Here is a 23,841-nt window from a genome sequence, read left to right on the forward strand (position 1 = left end):
ATCTAAGGCACAGCCTTAAATATTTAATAAATTTAGTAAATATTATTAATATAAACACCTCATTGCCAATATTTTTTTGTTTTATATAACGAAATAACATAAATGATATTTATATCAATAATGAACCCCGCTGCAGGTTTCATTGTAAAAAACAGAAATAAGGAATAAAAAAACACTGGAAACGACGATTAATATTGCTTATTCTTCTGTTACTGATTTCCGTTTTCTAAATTCTGTAGGCGTCATAGTACGGTATTTCCGGAACAGGTGATTCAGGTGGCTTTCATCAGTAAAACCAAGTTCAAATGCAATTTCGCCAATACGCATATTAGTATACAGGAGCTTATGTTCAATAATATTCAGCCGAAACTGTGCAATATACTCCTGTAATGTCTGTTCCGTATGTTTTCTGAAATATCGGCCTACATAGGTCTTTGACAAACCAAAAGCAGCTCCGATCCGTTCCTGTTTCAGCTTTTCAGGTTCATAAATGGAATCCTGGATATATTGCAGGATATTAACAATTTTCGATTCTGAAATTTCTGAAATTTCTTCCGGCAACGGAGACTGTGCTAAATTTCTTGCTACAATTAAAATTAAGGCATTAATATACTGTTCAATTAAACGTTTACTGTAGAGACTGTCATTAACGGATTCCCGTACGATCCCCTCTGTCAGATATTTTACTGAAACGGAATCATTACCTTCACGAAGAATGCACCCTCTGTTTGACTGAACTTTACTCAGCAGCAGTTCAAGTTTCAGGCTATGATCCATTGATAAAGCATCCTGTTCAAGATATTGTCTGCCAAATCCTATAAACAGAAACTCAGTCGTCTTCTGAATATCGAATGTTATGACATCCGAAGGCATTAAAACCAGCAGATCTCCGGGCTGATAAGGCACTGCATAATTATTTACCAGCTGACATCCATGACCTGAAATGATATATACCAACTGATACAAATGATATACTTTTCCTTTTAACGGACATTTGTCAAGCTTTTCATACAATATTTTATACGGATTATTCATACCAAAAAGACTAATTAATACAAATTAATAATACAATACTACAAAAATAACAGCAGCTAATCTGTATAATTTTACCTTATAATCATTTATATCATTTAATCATTAAAAATATGCATACTTCATTAAAAAACAGGATCAGTCTGCTTGTCATTTCTATGTCTGTTTTTCTTTGCGTTCTGGATCTTTTCATCGTCAATATCGCTATTCCTTCCATTCGGGAAAGTATTCATGCCAGTACTGCGGAAAGCCAGTTCATTATTGTTTTTTACATCATCGGTTATGGTGCCTTTCTGATTACGGGAAGTAAGCTGGGAATTAAATACGGGCACAAAAAGATTTTTGTGATCTCTATGTTAGGTTTCATGGTATTTTCTTTTTTCTGCGGCGTATCACAATCCCCTGTTCAGCTTAATATCAGCAGACTTATCCAGGGAATTACCGCAGCATTCATGGTACCTCAGGGAGTTGCATTGATCTCTGAAATCTTTCCGGATGAAAAGGAGCGCTCTGCAGCCTTAGGTATATATGGAGCAATTGCCGGGGCTGCTTCTGTTTTGGGACAGGTCTTAGGAGGAATTATTCCGGATATGAATATCAGTTTCGGCGCCTGGAGGATTATTTTCCTGATTAATGTCCCTATTGCTTTCATTGCAGCTCTACTCGCAATGAAATTATTACGTGAGATCCCTTTAAAAAAGACAGAAAAAATCCAGATTTCTTCACAAATTATGCTTGTCGGTTTATTAATCGTGGGGATTTACCAGATTGTTATTGCCGGTGAAGAAGGATGGAAAAATCATACAATTATTATAGCTCTTTTTTCTTTGGCCGGTCTGGTCTGCTTTGTTTACCGTCAAAATATAGATTACCGATCAGGGAAAAATGTTCTGGTCAGCATGAAACCCTTTGCTTACAACAGTTTTTGCATTGCTGTAGCTGCAGCAGCTTTATATTCTTTGGTTCAGGACGCCTATTTTTTCATCAACGCCAATTATTTTCAGGAGCATATGTTATTCAGTTCTGCCAAGACAGGAAAACTTTTTGCATTTCAGGGAATTGGCTATGTAATAGCATCTTTATCTGGAGTAAAATACCTGCATCGGTATCAGGAACGTTTTATGGCTTCCGGATTACTCTTAATGATAATATGCCTGATACTGCACATTCGATTCTTTGATGGGCCGACTGTGAGTGACACTACTGTTGCAGTCGTTCTCTTCTTTTATGGAATCGGTTGTGGAATTGTTCTTCCTTCTATGTTTACCAATGCTATGCATCAGCTTCCGGCAGAGGTAACCTCGGTCGCTTCCGGGGTATACCTCACGGTCCAGCAAATCAGCATTGCATTAGGAGTCAGTATTCTGGGGAGGATGTATTTCAGTACTTCAGACGGTTATCATAATTCCTCCTTATTGATGATCATCTTATTAGGCATCACCTTTCTGATTTTTGGAGTTTCATTAAGAAGAAAATTCATGAAAATACAATAATGAGTTATATTTTTTGACCTTTGTTTTCATAGTTCCGGATTTATTTTTATTCCCTGTATCCTATCCCTAACCCTATAAACAACCTCTTTATTCATCGGTAATATGATAATACCTAACCGTATAAGCCATTGATCAGTTTTATATATTTTTAAAAAAAGTGAAAATTTTATGTAACATTTCTAAACGTTCTGTCTCTAAAAGACAAATAAACCTTAAAACCTTAGAAATCATGAAAAAATACACATTTCTTCTTATTATTCTGTTATCACTTGCTGCTTTCTGTAATATATTCGGTCAGGAAAAACAATATCCGTTTGAAGTAAAAAAAGCCGGACAGGGAAAACAGTCTTTGATTTTTATTCCGGGATTTGCTTCTTCAGGAGAGGTATGGAATGAAACGACTGCAAAATTTGAGAAAAACTTTACTTGTTATACTTTAACAATGGCCGGATTTGCAGGAACCCGGCCTGGTGCAGATGCCAGCTTCAAAGACTGGGAAAAAGAAATTGCAGCCTATATAAAAAATAATAAAATTGAAAAGCCGATAATTATCGGACACAGTATGGGCGGCGGCCTTGCTTTGGCCATCGCTGCAGATTATCCGCAACTCATAGGTAAAATTGTGATTGTAGATACCCTGCCTTGTCTGGCTGCCATTTCGGATCCGAAATTTACTTCTAAAGAAAATAATGACTGTTCGTCTACTATTAATAAATTGACCGCCATGACTGATGAGCAATTCCGTCAAATGCAGACACAAGCCATTCCGCGTCTTCTGGCAGATACTTCCATGCAGGAAACGGTGATCAGCTGGAGCATGAAATCCGACAGGAAAACATTTGCTAAAATGTATTGTGATTTCTACAATACAGATCTCAGACAAACGATAAAAAATATACAATGTCCTTCTCTCATTTTATTAGAATCTTTTTTTGTTAATTTAAAACCTGTGATTGAGGATCAATATAAAAACTTAAAAAACGCCAATATGCAATATGCTTCCAAAGGACTTCACTTCATCATGTATGATGACAAAGACTGGTATTTTAATCAACTGAACAACTTTTTATCTTCAAAATAATGGCATTTGAAGAGATTTATGAAATGTACTGGCAGAAAATATTCCGCTTATGTATGGGATATATCAATGATCCTGAACTGGCTCAGGATCTCGCCCAGGAAACTTTTATCATCGTATGGCAGCAATTACCTAAATTCCGGAATGAATCCGCCATCGGCACATGGATATTCAGAATTGCTTCCAATAACTGTCTGAGACAAATTGAAAAAGAGAAGAAGTTTGCAAAATCCGACCTGCCTGTTAATCTGGAGGAAAAAAAACAGGAATCTATGGAACCGCAAATCCAGCTGCTTTATCAATTCATCTCTGAGCTTCCCGAAACAGAAAGAATTATCATCTCTCTGGAGCTGGAAGAAGTAAAACAAACAGAAATTGCCAATATTACGGGATTTTCCGAATCCAATATCCGGGTAAAAATTCACAGGATTAAAGAAAAATTAACGCAAAAGTTTAAAGAAAATGGATACTAATATAGATTTCAAAAATATCTGGAAACAACAGACATCCAATAAGCCCAATATGGAAGAGCTTTTGGGGAGACTGAAAAAATTTAAAAACGAAAATCTTCGTAAATTAATCATCACCAATCTCCTTCTGACTGCCACCTCTTTATGTATCGGCTTCATCTGGTATTACTATCAGCCGCAAATGATCACTACAAAGCTTGGAATCATACTGGCCATATTAGCTATGGTTATTTTTCTTGTTGTTTACAACAGGCTGTTCATGACTTTCTATACAATTGATAATACACAGTCTAACAGCGGATACCTTCAGAGCTTATACACGGTAAAAAGTAAGCAGAAATTGATGCAGACCACTATGCTGAATGTCTATTTTATCCTGCTGTTCACAGGAATCTGTCTCTATATGTATGAATATGCCTCAGTAATGAAATTATCTTCAGCGGTCATTGCCTATGGGCTTACTTTTGCATGGATCGCCTTTAGCTGGTTTTATATAAGACCAAAAACAATTAAAAAACAACAGGAAAAACTTCACGGATTAATCAGTAAATTTGAAGAAATAAATAATCAATGTAAAGAATTATGAACTCTTCCGATCATAAAAACCATTGGGAAACCGTATACGAAACAAAAAACCCTGAACAGGTAAGCTGGACTCAGGAGAAACCTCAGACATCTCTTGATTTTATCCATTCATTTGGACTGGGAAAAGAAGCTAAAATTATTGATATTGGTGGTGGAGACAGTAATCTTGTAGATTTTCTTCTTGAAGAAGGTTACGAAAATATTACCGTACTTGACATTTCGGCAAAGGCCTTAGAGAAAGCCCGGCAAAGGCTGGGTGATAAAGCGGACAGAGTGAAATGGATCGCTACAGATATTACCACATTTGAACCTACGGAAAGCTATGATATCTGGCACGACAGAGCTGCTTTTCATTTTCTAACAAGTCCGGAACAGGTGGCTAAATACATTGATATTACAGAACAAAATATCAACGGATTCATGGTCCTTGGAACTTTTTCCAAAAACGGCCCCACCAAATGCAGCGGACTGGATATCCGACAATATGATGAAGAATCGCTGTCCGAAACATTTAATGAAAATTTTGAAAAAATAAAGTGTATCACGGAAGATCATACAACGCCTTTTGATACCACTCAGAATTTTGTTTTCTGCAGTTTTAAAAAAATTTAAAATTTCATCAGCCGGACGCTGGCTTTTAAGATATACAATTTTGCCACGAATACACTCTAAAACATTCATGTATTCGTGGCAAATTATAACTGATATAGGGCAATACCGGGGAGGGAAAGAATCTTCTTCCGGATTATAATTCTTTCTCTTCTTCCATTTCCACTTCATGACGCAGCTGAGCTTTGTATAAAGTCGCATAATATCCGTTTTGATCCAGAAGATCAATATGTTTTCCTTCTTCCACAATTTTACCATGTTCCATCACAATGATTTTATCTGCTTTTTCAATGGTTGAAAGCCTGTGGGCAATGATGATGGATGTTCTGTTTTTTGTAATTTTTTCTGTAGCTCTCTGGATCAGTTTTTCACTTTCGTGATCAATAGAGGAAGTCGCTTCATCCAGAATCAGAATCTTAGGATCAGACAAATAGGCTCTAAGGAAAGATAACAACTGTCGCTGTCCTAAAGAAATGGAAGAACCCCTCTCACTCACAACATAATCATATCCTCCGGGAAGCTGTTCAATGAATTGATCTACCTCAATTTCTCTGGCTCCTGCTTTTATTTTATCCAATGTAATGCTTTCATCTCCAAAGGCAAGATTTTCAAAAATACTTCCATGGAAAAGAAAAACATCCTGTAATACGACACCAATATGGCTCCTCAGATTGTAAAGTTCATAGTCTTTCAGATTGACATCATCAATCCGTATGTTTCCAGAATTGATATCATAAAGCCTTGTAATAAGGCTGATAATTGTAGATTTTCCGGCACCTGTCGCTCCTACGATAGCTACGGTTTCTCCAGGGTTTACTTTAAAATCAATACCTTTCAGTACTTCCTGCTTTTCATCATAAGCAAAATGCACTTTTTCGAATTCTATTTTCCCCGCAAAATGGTCTTTTTTCACAGTTCCGGTATTGGGCATTGAGTTTTCTTCATCCATTAATCCCAATACTCTTTCGGCACCTACAATACCTCTCTGGATATTATTGAAGCGGTCTGCAATTTGTCTTAACGGTCGAATCAGCATTGAAATATACTGAATAAAAGCGATAACAACCCCTGCACTGATGGTAATATACCCTCCGTAAAATAAGATGAAGCCGATAAAAAGTGAAGAAATAAGCTCCACAACAGGGAAAAATAAAGAGAATATGAAAACAGTTCTTAGCAGCGCTCCCTTTAAAGTAATATTAATATCGTCAAATTTCTTAAATTCTGAGTCCTGTCTGTTGAACACCTGGATAATAGGCATTCCTGCCAATCTTTCCTGAACAAAAGAGTTTTGGGTAGACGTCCAGTTTCTCTCATCACCAAAGGCTTTTTTAAGTCTTTTCTGAAAAAACCGGGTAATAACAACCATTAAAGGTAAAATAGCTAAAGTAATATAACTGAGGTGAACATTGGTACTGAACATCATGATCAATACGAATATAATTCTCAGTATATCTCCGAAAACCATCAAAAACCCATCGGTATATACCGTTGCAATGGTTTCCACATCCCCTACCGCACGGGTTACCAACTGCCCGATCGGGGTTTTGTCAAAAAAAGACGTTCTGAAATAAATAAGCTTGGCATATAATCTTTCTCTGATATCACGAATCACATTCTGTGAAATAAAATTGGAAAAATAAACCAGGAAAAAATTTAAGACTGTTTCCGCAAACACCAGTCCCACCAGAATGTAGATATGCTTCATCATTAAAGCTTTATCTTTAAGCTTTGTGATATCAATATCTACCACCTTCATGGTAAGATACGGTCTGTAAGTAGAAACGATTGAAAGGATGATGGAAATTACTAAAGTAAGGATGAACCAGGAACGAAATTTCATTCCGATAAAGAACAGCCTTTTTACAATTCCCCAGGTATCTTGTTTTTTCATTGTTCGGATCGAAGAATAGAATTAAAATAAAATTCTATGCAAAAATAATACTTTATAACCGGACTGGCTTTAGAACTTTTGCAAATCGTCATAGAAAATTTCAGATACCTGTCATTTACAGAATGAATATCTTTTGCCAGGTAAAGGCAGCTCCTTATGTTACTTTTTTCACTGATTTTCAGAAGGCTCCCCTATCTGATCTATTTCAAAGGCAGGTTTTTGAGGGTTTTCTTTTTTAATTTCTTTTCAAGAAACTGATCAATTCCCTATACTGCAATAACGGATATCAACCAACTTACAAGATGAATTGCAGAAAATCCCGTATCGCTTACACGATCAAGAGATTCAGGATCGGCGATCCTTACATACACTCCATAACTAAAGCTTAAAAAGAGTTGTATCCCCAGATAAATTCCAATAGCTAAAAGGCTATACTGTCATTTTATTTTTAGTATTTTAAAATTCGTAGCCTACATCTACAAGATACAGTCCATGAGCAGGAGCTGAAGTTCCTGCTGCATTACGATTTTTATCTTCAATGACTTTACGCAGGTCCTCAGGTTTTATTTTTCCGGTACCGATCTCTACCATTGTTCCAACAATAGCGCGAACCATATTCCTGAGAAAACGGTTGGCAGAAACGGTAAATATCAGTTCTGTTCCGTTTTGCTCCCATTCTGCTTTATACATTTTACAGATATTGGTTTTATTGTCGGTTTTTAATTTAGCAAAACTTGTAAAGTCTTCATATTCAAATAAAATTTTACAGGCTTCATTCATTGTATCAATATCAATCGGCCTCTTCCAGTGCTGCCATGCAGATTCCTGAGTAAAAGGATTTTTCGACAATGAAATATAATATTCATATGTTCTGTAGGTAGCATCAAAACGGGCATGAAAATCATCCTTTACCTTAAAAATCCTGTGGATGGAAATATCGGGTGGCAGAAAACTGTTTAACCTCCTTGGAAGCTCGTCACTCACCTCCTGTCCGGTATCAAAATGGGCAAATATTTTTTTTGCATGAACTCCGGTATCCGTTCTTCCGGCCCCTGTTGTTTTAATTTCTTCTCGTAAAATGGTGGAGAGTGCTTTCTCCAGTTCTTCCTGCACGGAAATAGCATCCGGCTGTATCTGATAGCCGAAATAATTCTTTCCGTTGTAAGAAAATTCAATAAAGTATCTCAATGTATTGTAATAACTCCACAAAAATACTTTAATTTAACGAAATATTTGTTGAAAAGTCTTTGAGAATATTATACCAAATGCTTATGAAAATTACTATTTTTGCAATCGTATGAAAAGATGGTACCTTTATCCTTTTTCCCTCGGCTATCATTTGGTAACGGGTATCCGAAACACAATGTATGATTGGGGAATTTTTAAGTCAACAAAATTCAAAACACCGATAATCAATGTTGGTAATCTCTCTGTGGGCGGAAGCGGAAAATCGCCGATGGTGATGTACCTTGCCCAGTTTTTATCCAAACATTACAGAACCGGAGTCCTGTCACGAGGCTACGGAAGATTGACAAAGGGGTATGAGGTAACCAATTATGACAGCAACTATAAAATGGTGGGCGATGAAGCAATGCAGCTTTTTGAACGTTTTAAAAACCGTTTTGTGATCGCTGTTTCGGAAGAAAGAGTACCGGGTGCTAAAAAAGTAATCGATGATATGGATCTGAATGTACTGGTATTGGATGACGCCCTGCAGCACAGAGCTATTAAAGCCGGATTCAACATTCTGATGACTGATTTTAATGATCCTTATTTTAAAGATTATCTTCTTCCTGCCGGAGATCTCAGAGAATCCAGATCAGGAGTAAAAAGAGCAGATATTATCATGGTCAGTAAATGCCCTGATGAGCTTACTGAAGAAACAAAACGTTATTATATTTCAAGGATCAGACCTTCTTATAACCAAAAAGTGTTCTTTTCATCCATTGGTTATGACGAAAATGTATACGGAAAAGATAAAGTGCTTCCTGATAACAATCTGAATTATTACGATATATTACTGATAACGGGAATTGCCAATCCTAAACCGCTCCTGGAACACCTGGCCAAATTCTCAAAGAGAGTAAAGCATTTAAAATTCAGAGATCATCATAATTTCACGGATGATGATATTAAAAAAATCCTTGCGGAATATAAAAAATTAGGGGAATATAAACTGATATTAACCACAGAGAAAGATTACGTTCGTCTGAAAACTTTTGACTATCTTAGAGAAATTGTTTACTACTGGCCTATCAATGTACTTATTGATAAAAAAGAAGAATTCAATCAAATCATCTTAGATTATGTTAGAAAAAATTAAAGAGACTGCGGATTTTATCAGAAATATAATCCATGAAACTCCTGATTTTGCTGTTGTTTTAGGATCAGGGCTGGGAGAATTGCAATATGAAGTAGAGCCTGTTCATATCTTAGAATACAGAGACATTCCTAATTTCCCCCAAACAACAGTAGCGGGACATAGCGGAAAATTAATCTACGGAATACTGGAAGGTAAAAAAGTACTGATGATGAGCGGCCGTTTTCATTATTACGAAGGCCATTCTATGGAAACTGTAACGTTCCCCATTAGGGTTTTTCATCTGCTGGGAATCAAAAATCTTATCCTTTCGAATGCCTGTGGCGGAGTAAATCCTGCCTTTAATGTGGCAGATGTTGTGATGGTAAAAGATCACATCAATATGATGCCCGAACATCCGCTTCGGGGAAAAAATATCGATGAACTAGGACCGCGCTTCGTAGATATGAGTGAGCCGTACAGCAAAAAAATGATTGCTGTAGCGGAACAGGCTGCTGCCGAAAACAATATAAAAATCCTTCAGGGAGTGTATGTAGCCTTGCAGGGGCCAACTTTTGAAACTCCTGCCGAATACGGGATGATCAAAGCTATTGGTGGTGATATGGTAGGTATGAGTACCGTTCCCGAAGTCATCGTTGCCAGACACATGGCAATGAATGTATTCTGTGTGTCTGTGATTACAGATCTCGGCGGACCGGACATAGCCTTTGCTGTTTCTCATGAAGAAGTTTTAAATGCCGCCAACAAAGCAATGCCTAATGTGATCACCATCGTCAAAGGTCTGATCAGGAATTACTTATAATATCAAAGATTGTCTTACGCTTAATTCACGTTTATTCCTGACATCCGTGGCTTATAATCATGTGTTTGTATTTTAGCCCCGTCAATACTATAGAAAGAGTAGCCCGACGATGTGGATAATTCGCCGTTATAGAATTTTTCGATTGATCAATTTTCCTCCTCTTCAATTGCAATTCATTGTTTAGATTTGTATAAATGAAATTGTACAAAATGAAAAAGTTGTTATTAATTTTTATGATGGGTATTTTCGGATTAGGTTATTCACAAAAAGTACCGACTGTCCTTAAGACAGGTTTTTCTAAAGAAGCTTTAAAACAAAAGCTGGAAGATGAAGACGGAAAAAGTATTACCATTCAACAAATTCTTAACCAGTATAAAGGAAAAATTGTAGTGATCGATTTTTGGGCAGGATGGTGCAGAGACTGTTTACAGGCACTCCCAAAAGCTGAAGAATTAGAAAGAAACAATCCCAATGTGAACTTTGTATTTCTATCTCTGGAAAGATCGAAAGAAGGCTTTGATAAAAGTCTTGATAAATTTAACATGAAAGATAAGGATAACTACTGGTTCGCATCAGGATGGAAAAATGATTTCAACAATTATGTGGATCTTAACTGGATTCCGAGATATATGGTGATAGACCAGAAATCCTCCATTGCCAAATATTATGCTATTTCTCCTGAAGACCCTGAGATTCAGCAAACCATAGACCAGCTTTTAAAAAACAATTAATTTTTATCTACAATAAAATTACGGTACTCCTATAACACCATGATTACAAGAAAAGCTACAGTACAGGATTTAGATATTCTTTTAGAATTCGAACAGGGAATAGTTTCAGCAGAAAGGCCTTTTAATAGTACACTGATTGATGGAGAAATCCATTATTACGACCTGAGTCATTTTATCAAATCTCCGGATGCGATTTTAGTTATTGCTGAAGAAAACAATGAAATCATAGGCTCCGGTTATGCACTGATTAAAAAGCCGGAAAAGGATTACTATACATTTGAAACCTATGCATATCTGGGCTTTATGTATGTAAAACCTGAATACAGAGGAAAAGGAATCAACAGGCTGATTACCGATGAGCTGATCGGCTGGGCGAAATCCAGAGGAATTACAGAAGTAAGACTGGACGTATATGCTCAAAATGAATCTGCTATCAAAGCCTATGAAAAGGCAGGATTCGAACCTCATCTTCTTACCATGAGACTGAAATCTTAAAAAAGCGGACTGAATTATTTTTAACACAGCAATTACTGCTTTCCTTCAGCTTCCGGCTTTCCTTCTTTAAAATAATTTACTATAAATAAAGGAATCCATATCTTTGTGATATGGATTTTTTGGTGCCTCTTCGTAAAATTATTCACGTAGACATGGACGCATTCTATGCTTCCGTGGAGCAGCATGATAATCCTTCGCTTAAAGGAAAGCCTATTGCAGTAGGAGGCCAACACCGTGGCGTGGTAGCAGCAGCCAGCTACGAAGCCAGAAAATTCGGAGTTCGTTCAGCGATGCCCAGTAAAACGGCCAAAGAGAGATGCCCTCATCTCATTTTCGTTCCGCCCCGCTTTGCCCGATATAAAGAAATCTCAAGAACAATACGGGAAATTTTCTATGAATACACCGATCTGGTGGAACCTCTGTCGCTGGATGAAGCTTATCTGGATGTCACCGAAAATAAAAAAGGGATGGATTCAGCCAATCTTATTGCCAAGGAAATACGCCAGAAGATATTTGAACAGACAGGATTAACTGCTTCTGCAGGGATTTCAGTCAATAAATTTCTCGCAAAAGTAGCCTCTGACATTAATAAACCCAATGGACAAAAAACAATTCATCCGGATAAAGTGGAAAACTTCCTGGAAGAATTACCTGTTGAAAAATTTTATGGTGTCGGAAAAGTTACCGCCAACAAAATGTTCAGTTTAGGGATTTACAAGGGAAAAGATCTGAAGAAAAAGTCGCTGGAAGAACTGGTAAAATTTTTTGGAAAGTCTGGTAAGCACTATTACAATGTAGTACGCGGGATCCATACTTCAGAAGTGAAGCCTCATCGCATCCAGAAAAGCGTAGCCGTAGAAAGAACTTTTTTTGAAGACCTTTTTGATGAGCAGCAGATCAATGAAAAACTGGAAAGTCTCAGCCAGGAACTTCATCAGCGGCTACAGAAAAATAACATTCTTGGAAGAGCTTTAACCTTAAAAATAAAATATAAAGATTTCTCTCTTTTTACAAGAAGTATTACCAGAGAAGATTATTTCACCTCACCGGAACAGTATTTCAGTACAGGAAAAAAACTCTGGGAACTGCGCCCTTACGATAAAGCGGTCCGTTTATTGGGACTCTCTCTGTCTCATCTTAATACAGAAGAAAAAAAACAAATTTCCGTTCAACTAAAAATTCCGTTTGAAGAATTTGAAAATTAACAGGTCGTATTTTTTCACTATCTTGTATCCACCAAATCTTCAAATATATGAACCCAACAATGATTCAGTTTTTCCACTGGTACTCTGAAGGGGATGGGAAATTGTGGAAAGAGGCTGAAACGCAAGCCGCCTATCTGGCACAACTGGGCATCTCTTCCGTATGGTTTCCTCCTGCTTATAAAGGAACTAGTGGCGGATATTCCATCGGATATGATTCTTATGATCTTTATGATCTTGGAGAATTTGATCAGAAAGGTACTATTCCCACAAAGTATGGCACTAAGGAAGAATATATCAAAGCCATCAAAGCACTAAAAAAAGAGAATATAGAAACCATTGTGGATATTGTTCTGGGACATAAGGCCGGAGGTGATGAACTGGAAAAATTCAATGTAGTAAAAGTAGATGAAAACAACAGGGAAAAAGTAATTTCTGATGTCATCGAAATAGAATCTTATACCAAATTCACATTTCCCGGAAGGGGTAAAAAATATTCCGATTTTGAATGGAATTTCACCTGCTTCAGCGGAGTGGATTATGCTGAAGGCATGGAATCCCATATTTATAAAATACAGTCCGAATATGGCGATGACTGGGAAGAAATGATTCATGATGAGAAAGGCAATTATGATTATCTGATGTATAATGATATTGAGCATCGGAATCCCTTTGTACGGGAAGAACTCAATACCTGGATAAAATGGTATTTTGATCAGACCGATTTTGACGGGGTACGACTGGATGCTCTCAAACATATTTCATTTGATTTTTATAAAGAATGGGTTACCCTCCTTCGCTCGAATTCGGAGAAAAATATTTTTGCAGTAGGCGAATACTGGGCTCCGGGATACCTTCATCTTCTTCAGAAATATATCGACGTAACGGAAGGCTGTATGAGTCTCTTCGATAGTTCTTTACAAAATAATTTTCATAATGCTTCCAAAGAAGGAGCTTCCTATGATCTGAGAAGAATTTTTGATGATACATTAACCCAGGCTGATCCGCTACATTCGGTGAGTATCGTAGCCAATCATGACACCCAACCCCTACAGGATCTTGAAGCTCCCGTGGAGCCCTGGTTTAAGCCCATTGCTTATGCTCTGATCCTTCTGAGGCAGGATGGCTACCCCTGTGTATTTTATCCTGATTTATACGGCGCTCACTATGTGGATAAAGACAAATCCGGAAATGATCAGGAAATATTCATGCCTAAAATAGATGGTATTGAAGAACTTTTAAAAGCCAGGAAAGAGTATGCCTACGGAGAACAACGGGACTATTTTGAGGATGCGAACTGTCTTGGATGGATCCGTGAAGGTGATGAGGAACATTCCGGATGTGCTGTTGTTCTCAGTAATAAAGATGCCTACAACAAACCTATGGAAATGGGAAAAAAGTATTCCGGAAAAAAATTCAAAGATGTCCTGAAAAGATCCGAAGAAAAAGTAACCATTGATGAAAACGGCTGGGGAGATTTTCCGGTTCCTGCAGGAAATGTCAGTGTATGGATTACTGAATAAAATAAAAGCGTACATAATCATGTACGCTTTACTTTTTTTATGATGCTCTTACTAGCATTTAATGCCACGACAGCTCCATAAATCGGCAGCCCATTCACAGCAATAGTTGTCTTCGTTATAAAAACAGCATATTCTGTCTCTGATGATGATTCCTCCTTTTAAGTGTTTAAGTTCCTGTCTGTTTACTTTTCTTGCGTTTTGAAGTTGTGTTGTTTTCATAGTTATTTTATTCCTGATTAAATGTTAAATAGTAATTAAAAATAGCGTACTTCTTTAGAGACCGATTTCCTGTGAATATATGCTCAACCCATTGAGTATATTGATTTAACAATAAATATTCTGGCAGTATCTTATATCACGGACCCATTCACAACATTCATTGAATATATTATAGCTGCAGCAGATTCTTTCTCCAGCAGCACCTGCCTTTAAAGTCTTAAGTTCCTGGCGGTTGATTTTCCGCACATTTTCATGAGTTTTGGTTTTCATAGTTAAATATTTTCGAATTTGATATCCTAAATATAATCAAAAAATATCAATTATAATTGATAATTAACTAAAAAATAAAGAAATAAAACACTTATTCCACAATGAAATTTAAACCTACAACCCGATTTATATATATTTTATTAATCCTCTATTTTCTGAATTTTTAAAATTTCAGGCCGCGGTGACTGGTCGGAGATTTTTCCGGTCCTGGCAAATTCCGCCCAGAGCGCTCTTAATTTTTTACCATTCTCCTGAATAGTATGCCATGGAATATTTTTTAACATGGCAGAAGATGCCCATGCTTTTTCATTTCCAAAGATCAGAGGAAGATCGATACAATGAGAGGCTCCGATAGGATTATCTTTTAATTGGGAATGAATTCTGAACAAATAAATATTCCCTCCGCCTTTTGCATAATTTTCGGCAAATTTCCGGGCCGGCGCACCATAGATCGCGGCTGTTGTTTTTTCAACCGTTTTATCCAGAATCTTCAATCCTAAGCCCTTGCCTAAATATTTATTTAAAGCTTCTGATGTCTTAAGATAAAAAGCCGTTTCATCATTATTGAACCCTATCAATACATCATATTTCTTTGCAAGAGCTCTCCATTTCTCATTGGATTCTTCTTCTTTACATAACGGGGGAAACCCGTACTGGATGCCAAAAGGCATTGCTGCCTTCAGCCCGTATTTTATGACAGAGGGCACCAGTTTTCCATACTCATCCATCATTTTCAGAACATCTTTCTCTTCTTTCAGCACTTCAGTTTTTTTCAAAAACTCTGCAGACATTTTCTGTCTTTTATGACGTAATCCCAGCGGTGCACTCTGAATAATCACTCGTTGAAACAAGTCACCCACCCCTTCTGAAATCATGAGATGTGCAATCGCATCCCCGCCTGAAGACTGCCCCAAAAGGGTAATATTTTCGGGATTTCCACCAAAGTCTGCAATATAAGCTGTAACCCACTTCAGCGCTTCAATCATATCGAATAACCCAAGGTTGGGCGGCCTTTTTTCATCACCTCCTAAAAAACCAAAGAGTCCCAGCCGGTAAGAAACCGTGACAATAATAATATTCTGCTCTCTTACCCACTCAGCCGGATCTGCAGTAGGAAGATCTCCACATCCTATTTCATGGGACCCCCCATGAATCCAGACAATGACTGGTAATTTTTCATCTTCATTGTGGGTTTCAGGCCGGGTCACGGAAAGATACTGAGTAGATTCATCAGCTTGAAAGCTATCGACATCGGTAACTCCGATCATCTTTTCCACAAGCGGGCTTAATGCCTGTGGACAAACCGGAGTTTTATCCGGAAAAGTAATATCAGAAACAGAAGGCTCTGCCGGAACAGGTTTTTGAAATCTTTCAGAATGAGCATAGCGGATGCTCTTCGCTTTGATAACACCATTTTCCTTCAGGGCTATAATTCTTCCGAAACGGGTATTGAAGGTATAAGTATCTTTAGGTTGTGATTTCATTGGTGGTGACTACAAAACATTGTTCCTTAAAGGTAGCCTGTTTTTTGATACCAAGAAATAATTATCCACAAAATATCTATTGATCAGAATTCTGATTATCTATCGGTGTTAAATATCTCAATTCAGGATTTTATACTCGCTTGGAGAAATGCCGACTTTAGTTTTAAACAGTCTGGTAAAATGCTGTGGATACTTAAAACCAAGATCATAGGAAATCTCACTGATTGACTTTTGCTGATCCAGAATCTGTTCCTTTGCAATATCAATTAATTTATTGTGGATAAGTTCCTGTGGGGAAATTCCCAGTTCTTTTTTAATCAGGTCTCCGAAATAATTGGCGGAAAGATTCAATTTTTCGGCAAAGTAGTTAACCATCGGGAATCCGATATTCCTGGGATTTTCAGATTTTAAATAGTCATCGATAAGGCCTTCGAATTTACCGATCAGGCCCTGATTGATATGATCCCGGGTAATAAACTGGCGGTCGTAGAAACGCATACAATAATTTAAAAACAACTCAATATTGTTTACCACTAAGGACTTGCTGTGTTTATCAATCGGCTGCTCAAGTTCCAGTTTAATATTTTTAAAACATTCCAGCACAATTTCTCTTTCTTTTTCAGAAAGGTGTAATGCTTCATGTACATCATAGGAAAAGAAGGAATAGTCTTTTATATTTTTCCCCAGATTGGTTCCTTTCAGCAAATCAGGATGAAAAATCAATGCAAAACCTGCAGGCTGAACATATTTATCTTTATTATAAATTCCATAAGTCTGCCCCGGAGCTATAAAAACCAATGTTCCCTCCTGATAGTCATAGCTGTGTTTACCATACAACATATCTCCGCACATCACATCCTTCAGAAAAACGGTATAGAACCCGAATTTTCTTTTATACTGGCAGATAGGATCGGATTTGGAAAAGTCGATAATACTGACCAGGGGATGTAAAGTTTCATGATTGGCCATTTTATTATATTCCGACACCGTATTATAAATTTCAACCTTCTGATTTTCCATGATGTACATATTATGAATAGTCAAAATTACCACTTTCCCGGAGAACATATATAAGGTCTGTAAAATTGGTAAGTAATTCGGTAATCTGTATAAGCTTTGTTTGTCCGAAAGTTTCGAATTTTGTATCGTTATGGAAACTTTTAATACCAGCATTTTTCCGAAAGGAGAAAAAGCACCTTCCGAATATTTTTTCGGAGGAACAGCTTGGGTACATCTTTTAAAACCCAATGAAGATGAACTGAACTGCCAGATTGGAAATGTCACTTTCGAACCCGGATGCAGAAATAACTGGCATTCTCACGGGGGTGGCCAGATTTTGATCGTTACTTCAGGAAAAGGCTTTTATCAGGAAAAAGGCAAACCTGCACAGGCTTTACACCCCGGAGACATTGTGAATATTCTACCTAATATCATCCACTGGCACGGGGCAGCTCCGGACAGTGAGTTTACGCATATAGCCATCAATCCCAATACGCAGAATGGAATTGTGAATTGGCTGGATCCCGTAACAGATGAAGAATATCTGAATTTATAAAACGGAGCATATTAACTTAAATTAATTAATCAAATGAGTACAACAACAGTAAAAGCTTATGGTGCAGCATCCACCACAGCAGATCTGAAAGAAATGAATATTGAAAGAAGGGAAATAACTTCTAAAGATGTAGAAATTGAAATCCTATATTGCGGAGTATGCCACTCTGATCTTCATACTGCAAGAAATGACTGGGGCGGAACCATCTACCCTGCTGTTCCGGGGCATGAAATCGTAGGAAGGATTACCCAAACCGGCAGTGAGGTGACTAAATTTAAAGTTGGTGATCTGGCAGGTGTCGGATGTATCGTAGATTCCTGCGGCCATTGTGATAGTTGTCAGCATGACCTGGAACAATATTGCTTAAACGGATTTACAGGGACGTATAACGGACATGACAAACATTTGGGAGGTCATACATTCGGAGGATATTCTCAGAAAGTAGTGGTAGATGCTCATCATGTTTTAAAAGTGCCTGAAAATCTGGATCTGGCCGCTGTAGCACCTCTTCTGTGTGCAGGAATTACAACATGGTCTCCCCTGAGACACTGGAAGGTAGGCCCGGGCTCTAAAGTAGCTGTTGTAGGATTAGGAGGACTAGGTCATATGGCGATTAAGCTGGCTAAAGGATTAGGAGCAGAAGTGACTTTATTTTCCAGAACTCCCGGAAAAACTGAAGATGCTAAACAGCTGGGTGCAGATCATGTCATTATCTCTACGGATGAAGAGCAGATGAACTCGGTAAAAGGGAAATTTGATGTGATTATCGATACTGTTCCTTATGTACATGACGTCAACCCGTATGTTGCTACTTTACATATCAACGGAACTCATGTTCTTGTAGGATACCTGGGCGGTCTTGAGCCTATCCTCAATACCGTTCCTATGATTCTGGGAAGAAAATCTGTAGCCGGTTCTGTAATTGGTGGTATTGCAGAAACTCAGGAATTGCTTGATTTCTGCGGCGAACACAATATTGTTTCTGAAATTGAACTGATCAAGATGCAGGAAATCAACGAAGCGTATGAAAGAATGTTGAAGAGTGATGTCAGATACCGCTTTGTTATTGACATGCAGTCTTTATAATTTTTTTATTTTCCAAATAAGATAAGCAGACTCTTCCAAGGGTCTGTCTTTTTTTGTTTTGAACGGGCTAAATCCTTATTCTATTGTTTTTTTATTGTATAACATTTTTTACAGTATAGGTATTTTTACATGGTATATTATGCCTTTCCATATCCTGAAATGCCCATTCGGCCATCGCATCAATCACAGCGCCAAGCTCCTGCCCTGCTTCACTCAGTTGATACGTAACATGCGGCGGAACTACAGGTTTTGCAGTTCTTATGATCAGGTTGTCCGCTTCCAGTTGTTTCAAATGCTGGATCAGCATTTTTTCGGTTACCGCAGGAATTGCTCTTTTCAGCTCACTGTACCTTTTCTCACCGGTGGCAAGGTTAAAAAGAATAATAGGTTTCCAGAAACCGCCAATTCTTTCCATCACGTACATTACAGGACAGTCCTGTACCACTTTTTTATTTTCCTGAATGGTTGAACTTTCTTTAATTGCTGTCATAAATCTACATACTTTAGGGTAAGTACTTGTATAAAAGTAAGTACAAATATAACTTTGTTCTCAGAAATAAAAAAATATTTATTATGAAAATGATCATCACAGGATCACTGGGAAATGTGGCCAAACCTCTAACACAACAATTAGTACATCAGGGACATGACGTTACCGTAATCAGTAGTCATGACTCAAGAAAACATGATATTGAATCATTGGGAGCAATACCCGCTATCGGATCTATTACCGACACCTCTTTTCTGACTCGGACGTTTGAAGGAGCAGATGCTGTCTTTGTAATGACTCCTCCTGCCATGACTGCAGATCATATTATCGACAGCACTATCCATATCGGAAAAAATTATGCAGAGGCTTTAAAGAACACCAATGTAAAACGTGCCGTCATGTTAAGTAGTGTAGGAGCAGCATCACCTGTAGGAACCGGACCTATCAGAAGCCTTCATCACATTGAAAAAATTTATAATGAAGTCGAAAATACTTCGTTTACTTTCCTGAGAGCAGGATATTTTTACACCAATTTCTTCAACGATATTCCGTTGATTCAAAATGCAGGAATCATAGGAGGAAATTATCCGGAAGACACCGTGATTCCGCTAGTTCACCCTTCAGATATCGCAAAGGCAGCAGCCGAAGAGCTTGTAAAGGATGAAGCGGGTAAAAACATCCGCTATATCGTTGGAGACATCCGGAAGGCATCTGACTTCGCGAAAGTTCTGGGGACTTCGGTAGAAAAGCCACAACTTCCATGGGTAGAGTTTTCTGATGAAGACAGCCTGAACGGAATGCTACAGGCCGGACTTTCAAAAGATATGGCAGAACTCTATGTTGAAATGGGAAGCGGAATGAAAACCGGAATAGTCCAAAAAGATTTTATCGAACATGGCTCTCCGGTTACGGGCAGTGTTCAACTGGAAGATTTCGCTAAAGAGTTTTCAACTCAATTTTAAATTTTATTTTCCAGGGTTTCATGACCTGTATATAAATAGTTTCGGCGCACCTTTGGTGCGCCGAAACTATTTAAAATTCTCTTTTTTTATTCTACTCTGACTCCGGATTATTTTTGTTCTTTAAGGGTTTCTTTCAGAACTTTCAGCTTTCCGTCAACAGGCTGATCTATTTTTAATCCTAAAATTTCAGTGACTAAAGGATATATATTGACGTTTTCAAACTCACCGATCACTTTATTGTTTTTGAATTCGGGGCCCCATGCAAAGAAGGTTGCCTTCATTTCAGGAACTGTTCTTGGATTATACCCATGTTTTCCGACAGATGTCTTTTTACCCTTTTCAAGAAATATTTTCGGAGCTTTGGGAATCAGAAGAATCTGCCCGATTCTGTTGTAGCTGTCATCTCTTGTGGCAAAATGCAGATATTTCGGAAGCTTTTTATCCAGATACACTTCATAATCATCTGTTTTATGCGCTTTTAATTCTTTATACACCGCTTTTACCTCATCCGGATTTTTAACATATACTCTCAGCAGAGTCTGGGAATTATAAAAATCAAATCTGTTTTTATCAAATAAGACGGCAGGAATTTCCAATGGAGTTCCGCCATCTACTTTAATCATCCCATGATCGGAAACAAAAATAAAATTGACATCTTTTAATCCTAAAGTATTAATTTTCTGAACCAGATCACCAATAGCCTCATCAATCAGATGAACAGCTGTTTCGGTTTCTTTGGCATCCGGACCGTAATGATGACCGCTTCCGTCTACTTCCGGGAAATATAATGAGATAAAATGTGGTCTTTTATCTTCCGGAAGTTTTAACCAGTTCACCACTTTTTCAACTTTTTCCAAAGGAGTAAATTTTTCGTGATAAGGATAATAATAAGTAGGTCTCATTCCTCCTGCATCACTTGCAGATCCCACCCACATTAAAGAGGCCGAAACCATTCCCTGTTTTTCAGCGAGTCCCCACAATGGAGTTCCGCCATACCAGCTTCCGTCCTCTGCATTTTTCTTACTGCTCATGGCATAGGCTTCTTTTCTCTTATAATCGTAGAAAAAATTATCTATCAGACCATGATGAGAAGGATAAAGTCCTGTGATCAGACTCCAGTGATTAGGAAAAGTAATGCTTGGATAACTCGGAATCATCGCTTCGGCTTTTACTCCGCTATTAGAAAGTTTCAGAAGATTTTCAGCCTTGTACTTTCTAGCATAATCATACCGGAAACCATCTGTTGAAATCATGATTACATAAGGTTTTTTCTGAGCTTCCACACTGTTCTGTCTTCCCGGAATCACTACCTGGGCCGTGTCAATATTTACCTGTTGTGCAAAAACCGTAAAGGAAATAAACAGCAGTAAAAAATGTATTCCTCGCTTCATTATTATTTAAATTTTTTGGCAAAGTTACACTCTATCCTTCTCCCTGAAAAATTAAAAATATTAAAAGTATATTAAAACACTTTTTTGATTAAAATTTTACTATCAATTATAAAAATCTTTTCATTTCAAATTGTGAGACCCAATTCTTAAGTCCTATTTTTTCCTCCAGAAACCTGCGGGTACTTTCAGAAACAGCATCTACATTATTAAAAGATACAGGCTGACCGTTGACCCCGTTTCTGACCGCTTCAAAAAGCCGGGTAGCAATTCCCTGATTTCTATCATTTTTATGCACTGCTATCTGATAAATTTTTCTGGCTACAGGATGGTAAATAAGATATCCAACCAGTCTTTCAGCCTGATAAGCTTCCAGCGTTAAAGTATCTTTCATATCCTCAAGTATAAAAACAGAACCTTGCCATGATGGTTCAACATCCCAGAAAGACTGAAATTTATCCCATTGAAACCCTTCTTTTTCTCTGATAATAACGTCAGATTCTTTTTTTACCGGGTTCATTTCACCGTGAAAGCACAACAATTTTCTGACAATGGAAAAGCCTAAATTTTGATAGGCTCTGATAGCCGGTTCATTTCCTACAATGACTTCAAGCATGAGCACATCCACTTTTCTTTCTTTTGGTAAAGACAAAATAAAGTCATACATTCTTCTTACCAGCCCTTTCCCCCTGCTTTCAGGAATTACCCCGGTGCCGGCATTGTAAATTATTCTCTTTCCGTTTTCTTCTTTTTCGGCACTTAAAATAAACCCCTTCAGCTGCCCTGCTTCAAATGCTCCCGCAGATAAGCTCAGATCTATTTTTTCAGCACTTATTTTTGAGATCAGCTGTTCTTTCGTCAGATGAAAAGGAACGATATAGTCAGAAAAAGAGAGATTAAAAACCGATAAAATATCTTCGGTATTCAGATGAGCCAGTGTTTTAAATTCCATTGATTATTCTTTTGATAAAATCGTATTTTACATTACCATTTTCTTCCAAGATCTTCTTTCCAGTCATATGGCATCAGTTCTTTTAAAGTGACAAAAACTCCGTTTTTCACTTCTATCACCGCATTAAGATTTTCTTTAGACAATTGACTCATCAGTTCTCTGCATCTGCCACAGGGCGGTACTGCATTTCCGTCATTATCAACCGCCACTACCGCTTTGATATGATGTTCACCGTTTTTCAGCATTTCAGCAACTGCACTATGTTCAGCACAAAATCCCATAGAACAGGCTGTATCTATACTGATTCCTGTATATACATTTCCTTGTACCGTTTCAATGGCAGCTGCTACGCCTCCATATTCTATAAAGCTATTCAACGTCTTGGGTTTTGCAAACTGACCGGCTATTTCCTTTAAATCATTTTTCATAGGTAAAAAATTATTTTTGATGTTCTGCATACCATTGGACAGCCTTCCGCTCTTCTCTTTTAATAAACGGATCTTTTGCTTCGTTATAATCATTGCCGTCATACCATTCATTTTGGCTCAGATGCTCTTTTAATTGCTGATATTCGTCTTTTATTTCGGGATGCGTACGCAAATAATCCCGAAATGCAATATGACGAGTCCAATGCTCAGAAGAAGTTGGAATGACATGGATATGGGCGATACGAAGTTTGTGATCATGAATTTTCTCAGGAATCTCATCATTATAATGAATAATTTCGGGCAAATCTAACTTCTGGGGCAGATCTATAAGCTTAATAAAGAAACGACGATAAGGCATATCTTCATTATATCTTTCATAATAAACATAGTCTTGTCCTTGTAGTAAAGATGGGATCTTATCCAGCTCCTCTTCATTCTTTACCCCGATCATAATATCAATAACAGGCTTTGCAGATAATCCTTCTACTGATGTACTTCCGATGTGTTCAATTCTTGGATTTAAAAAACCGATATTTTTTTCCAGTTCATTTTTGATAGATTCAAATTCTATTTTCCAGGAAGGATTGTATTTTTCAAAAGTAACTTTCATTGGCACCGGTTTATACACAAATATATAAAAATTACATCAATCCCTTTAGAATGAAGCTTTTCAAGGTTTTCTATCTATCCATAGAAAAAAACCTCTGAAAAATCAGAGGTATCAATTTAAAAAATCGTTTTATAAATTATAAATCCGACCTCTTAACCAACAT

Annotated in this window: 26 protein-coding genes; 14 read left to right on the forward strand and 12 right to left on the reverse strand. The window is 37.5% G+C overall.

Translation table 11 applies throughout. From position 1 onward, the window contains the following. Window positions 1–198: 198 nt before the first annotated feature. Window positions 199–1,035 (reverse strand): AraC family transcriptional regulator, encoded by an 837-nt coding sequence (locus JO178_RS17335; protein ID WP_291938531.1) that lies wholly within the window; start codon window positions 1,033–1,035, stop codon window positions 199–201. Window positions 1,036–1,145: 110 nt separating this feature from the next. Between JO178_RS17335 and JO178_RS17340 the strand changes: the two genes are divergently transcribed. From JO178_RS17340 to JO178_RS17360, 5 genes are all read left to right on the forward strand, one after another. Further along, on the forward strand, window positions 1,146–2,525 hold the full coding sequence (locus tag JO178_RS17340) for an MFS transporter (protein ID WP_291938532.1): 1,380 nt from the start codon (window positions 1,146–1,148) through the stop codon (window positions 2,523–2,525). 229 nt (window positions 2,526–2,754) lie between these two features. Next, window positions 2,755–3,606, forward strand: a complete 852-nt coding sequence (locus JO178_RS17345) for an alpha/beta hydrolase (RefSeq protein WP_291938533.1) — start codon at window positions 2,755–2,757, stop codon at window positions 3,604–3,606. Then, window positions 3,606–4,076 (forward strand): sigma-70 family RNA polymerase sigma factor, encoded by a 471-nt coding sequence (locus JO178_RS17350; RefSeq protein ID WP_291938534.1) that lies wholly within the window; start codon window positions 3,606–3,608, stop codon window positions 4,074–4,076. The genes JO178_RS17345 and JO178_RS17350 overlap by 1 nt, the downstream gene beginning before the upstream one ends. Further along, window positions 4,066–4,659: a hypothetical protein gene (locus JO178_RS17355; RefSeq protein ID WP_291938535.1), complete on the forward strand. Its 594-nt coding sequence runs from the start codon at window positions 4,066–4,068 to the stop codon at window positions 4,657–4,659. The genes JO178_RS17350 and JO178_RS17355 overlap by 11 nt, the downstream gene beginning before the upstream one ends. Then, window positions 4,656–5,270, forward strand: a complete 615-nt coding sequence (locus JO178_RS17360; RefSeq protein ID WP_291938536.1) for a class I SAM-dependent methyltransferase — start codon at window positions 4,656–4,658, stop codon at window positions 5,268–5,270. Before JO178_RS17355 ends, JO178_RS17360 begins: the two co-directional genes overlap by 4 nt. A 133-nt stretch (window positions 5,271–5,403) precedes the next feature. Here the strand turns inward: JO178_RS17360 and JO178_RS17365 are convergent, their stop codons facing one another. Then, window positions 5,404–7,161 carry an ABC transporter ATP-binding protein gene (locus tag JO178_RS17365; protein WP_291938537.1) on the reverse strand — a complete coding sequence of 586 codons (1,758 nt, stop codon included), beginning with the start codon at window positions 7,159–7,161 and terminating at the stop codon, window positions 5,404–5,406. 456 nt (window positions 7,162–7,617) lie between these two features. After that, entirely contained in the window at window positions 7,618–8,370 is a 753-nt protein-coding gene (gene truA, locus JO178_RS17370; protein ID WP_291938538.1) for a tRNA pseudouridine(38-40) synthase TruA, read from the reverse strand. 88 nt (window positions 8,371–8,458) lie between these two features. Here truA and lpxK point away from each other — a divergent pair, with 88 nt between their 5' ends. From lpxK to JO178_RS17400, 6 genes are all read left to right on the forward strand, one after another. Continuing rightward, the gene (lpxK, locus tag JO178_RS17375; RefSeq protein ID WP_291938539.1) at window positions 8,459–9,484 is read left to right on the forward strand and encodes a tetraacyldisaccharide 4'-kinase; all 1,026 of its coding nucleotides are present in this window, start codon (window positions 8,459–8,461) and stop codon (window positions 9,482–9,484) included. Further along, window positions 9,468–10,283, forward strand: coding sequence for a purine-nucleoside phosphorylase (locus JO178_RS17380; RefSeq protein WP_291938540.1), 816 nt, complete (start codon window positions 9,468–9,470; stop codon window positions 10,281–10,283). Before lpxK ends, JO178_RS17380 begins: the two co-directional genes overlap by 17 nt. A 209-nt stretch (window positions 10,284–10,492) precedes the next feature. After that, window positions 10,493–11,014, forward strand: a complete 522-nt coding sequence (locus JO178_RS17385) for a thioredoxin family protein (protein ID WP_291938542.1) — start codon at window positions 10,493–10,495, stop codon at window positions 11,012–11,014. A 39-nt stretch (window positions 11,015–11,053) separates the two neighbouring features. Next, entirely contained in the window at window positions 11,054–11,509 is a 456-nt protein-coding gene (locus JO178_RS17390; RefSeq protein ID WP_291938544.1) for a GNAT family N-acetyltransferase, read from the forward strand. 110 nt (window positions 11,510–11,619) lie between these two features. Beyond that, window positions 11,620–12,714 (forward strand): DNA polymerase IV, encoded by a 1,095-nt coding sequence (dinB, locus tag JO178_RS17395; RefSeq protein WP_291938546.1) that lies wholly within the window; start codon window positions 11,620–11,622, stop codon window positions 12,712–12,714. A gap of 47 nt (window positions 12,715–12,761) precedes the next feature. Then, a complete protein-coding gene (locus JO178_RS17400) occupies window positions 12,762–14,234 on the forward strand; it encodes an alpha-amylase (protein ID WP_291938548.1) in 1,473 nt (490 codons plus the stop codon). Window positions 14,235–14,285: 51 nt separating this feature from the next. Here JO178_RS17400 and JO178_RS17405 read toward each other — a convergent pair whose 3' ends face one another. The 4 genes from JO178_RS17405 to JO178_RS17420 all read right to left on the reverse strand — a co-directional run bounded on the left by JO178_RS17405 (window position 14,286) and on the right by JO178_RS17420 (window position 17,227). Continuing rightward, a complete protein-coding gene (locus tag JO178_RS17405; RefSeq protein ID WP_291938550.1) occupies window positions 14,286–14,453 on the reverse strand; it encodes a hypothetical protein in 168 nt (55 codons plus the stop codon). A gap of 105 nt (window positions 14,454–14,558) precedes the next feature. Next, window positions 14,559–14,723: a hypothetical protein gene (locus JO178_RS17410; RefSeq protein WP_291938552.1), complete on the reverse strand. Its 165-nt coding sequence runs from the start codon at window positions 14,721–14,723 to the stop codon at window positions 14,559–14,561. Between the two features lie 140 nt (window positions 14,724–14,863). Beyond that, window positions 14,864–16,207, reverse strand: coding sequence for a carboxylesterase family protein (locus JO178_RS17415; protein ID WP_291938554.1), 1,344 nt, complete (start codon window positions 16,205–16,207; stop codon window positions 14,864–14,866). 117 nt (window positions 16,208–16,324) lie between these two features. After that, a complete protein-coding gene (locus JO178_RS17420; RefSeq protein WP_291938556.1) occupies window positions 16,325–17,227 on the reverse strand; it encodes an AraC family transcriptional regulator in 903 nt (300 codons plus the stop codon). Between the two features lie 130 nt (window positions 17,228–17,357). Between JO178_RS17420 and JO178_RS17425 the strand changes: the two genes are divergently transcribed. Further along, the gene (locus JO178_RS17425; RefSeq protein WP_291938559.1) at window positions 17,358–17,762 is read left to right on the forward strand and encodes a cupin domain-containing protein; all 405 of its coding nucleotides are present in this window, start codon (window positions 17,358–17,360) and stop codon (window positions 17,760–17,762) included. A gap of 33 nt (window positions 17,763–17,795) precedes the next feature. Next, a complete protein-coding gene (locus JO178_RS17430; RefSeq protein ID WP_291938560.1) occupies window positions 17,796–18,848 on the forward strand; it encodes an NAD(P)-dependent alcohol dehydrogenase in 1,053 nt (350 codons plus the stop codon). A gap of 91 nt (window positions 18,849–18,939) precedes the next feature. On the opposite strand, the gene JO178_RS17435 is transcribed toward JO178_RS17430, so the two are convergent. Next, entirely contained in the window at window positions 18,940–19,338 is a 399-nt protein-coding gene (locus JO178_RS17435) for a helix-turn-helix domain-containing protein (RefSeq protein WP_291938562.1), read from the reverse strand. Between the two features lie 83 nt (window positions 19,339–19,421). On the opposite strand from JO178_RS17435, the gene JO178_RS17440 reads away from it, so the two are divergent. Beyond that, window positions 19,422–20,300 carry an NAD(P)H-binding protein gene (locus tag JO178_RS17440; protein WP_291938564.1) on the forward strand — a complete coding sequence of 293 codons (879 nt, stop codon included), beginning with the start codon at window positions 19,422–19,424 and terminating at the stop codon, window positions 20,298–20,300. A gap of 107 nt (window positions 20,301–20,407) precedes the next feature. Here JO178_RS17440 and JO178_RS17445 read toward each other — a convergent pair whose 3' ends face one another. From JO178_RS17445 to JO178_RS17460, 4 genes are all read right to left on the reverse strand, one after another. After that, on the reverse strand, window positions 20,408–21,691 hold the full coding sequence (locus JO178_RS17445; RefSeq protein ID WP_291938566.1) for an ectonucleotide pyrophosphatase/phosphodiesterase: 1,284 nt from the start codon (window positions 21,689–21,691) through the stop codon (window positions 20,408–20,410). A 106-nt stretch (window positions 21,692–21,797) separates the two neighbouring features. Further along, the gene (locus tag JO178_RS17450; RefSeq protein ID WP_291938568.1) at window positions 21,798–22,640 is read right to left on the reverse strand and encodes a GNAT family N-acetyltransferase; all 843 of its coding nucleotides are present in this window, start codon (window positions 22,638–22,640) and stop codon (window positions 21,798–21,800) included. A 32-nt stretch (window positions 22,641–22,672) separates the two neighbouring features. Next, window positions 22,673–23,068: a cytidine deaminase gene (locus JO178_RS17455; RefSeq protein ID WP_291938570.1), complete on the reverse strand. Its 396-nt coding sequence runs from the start codon at window positions 23,066–23,068 to the stop codon at window positions 22,673–22,675. Window positions 23,069–23,078: 10 nt separating this feature from the next. Continuing rightward, window positions 23,079–23,678 carry a GrpB family protein gene (locus JO178_RS17460; RefSeq protein WP_291938572.1) on the reverse strand — a complete coding sequence of 200 codons (600 nt, stop codon included), beginning with the start codon at window positions 23,676–23,678 and terminating at the stop codon, window positions 23,079–23,081. Between the last annotated feature and the right edge of the window lie 163 nt (window positions 23,679–23,841).

Origin of the sequence: Chryseobacterium sp. (assembly GCF_019236175.1) — a bacterium.
Classification (GTDB): Bacteria; Bacteroidota; Bacteroidia; order Flavobacteriales; family Weeksellaceae; genus Chryseobacterium.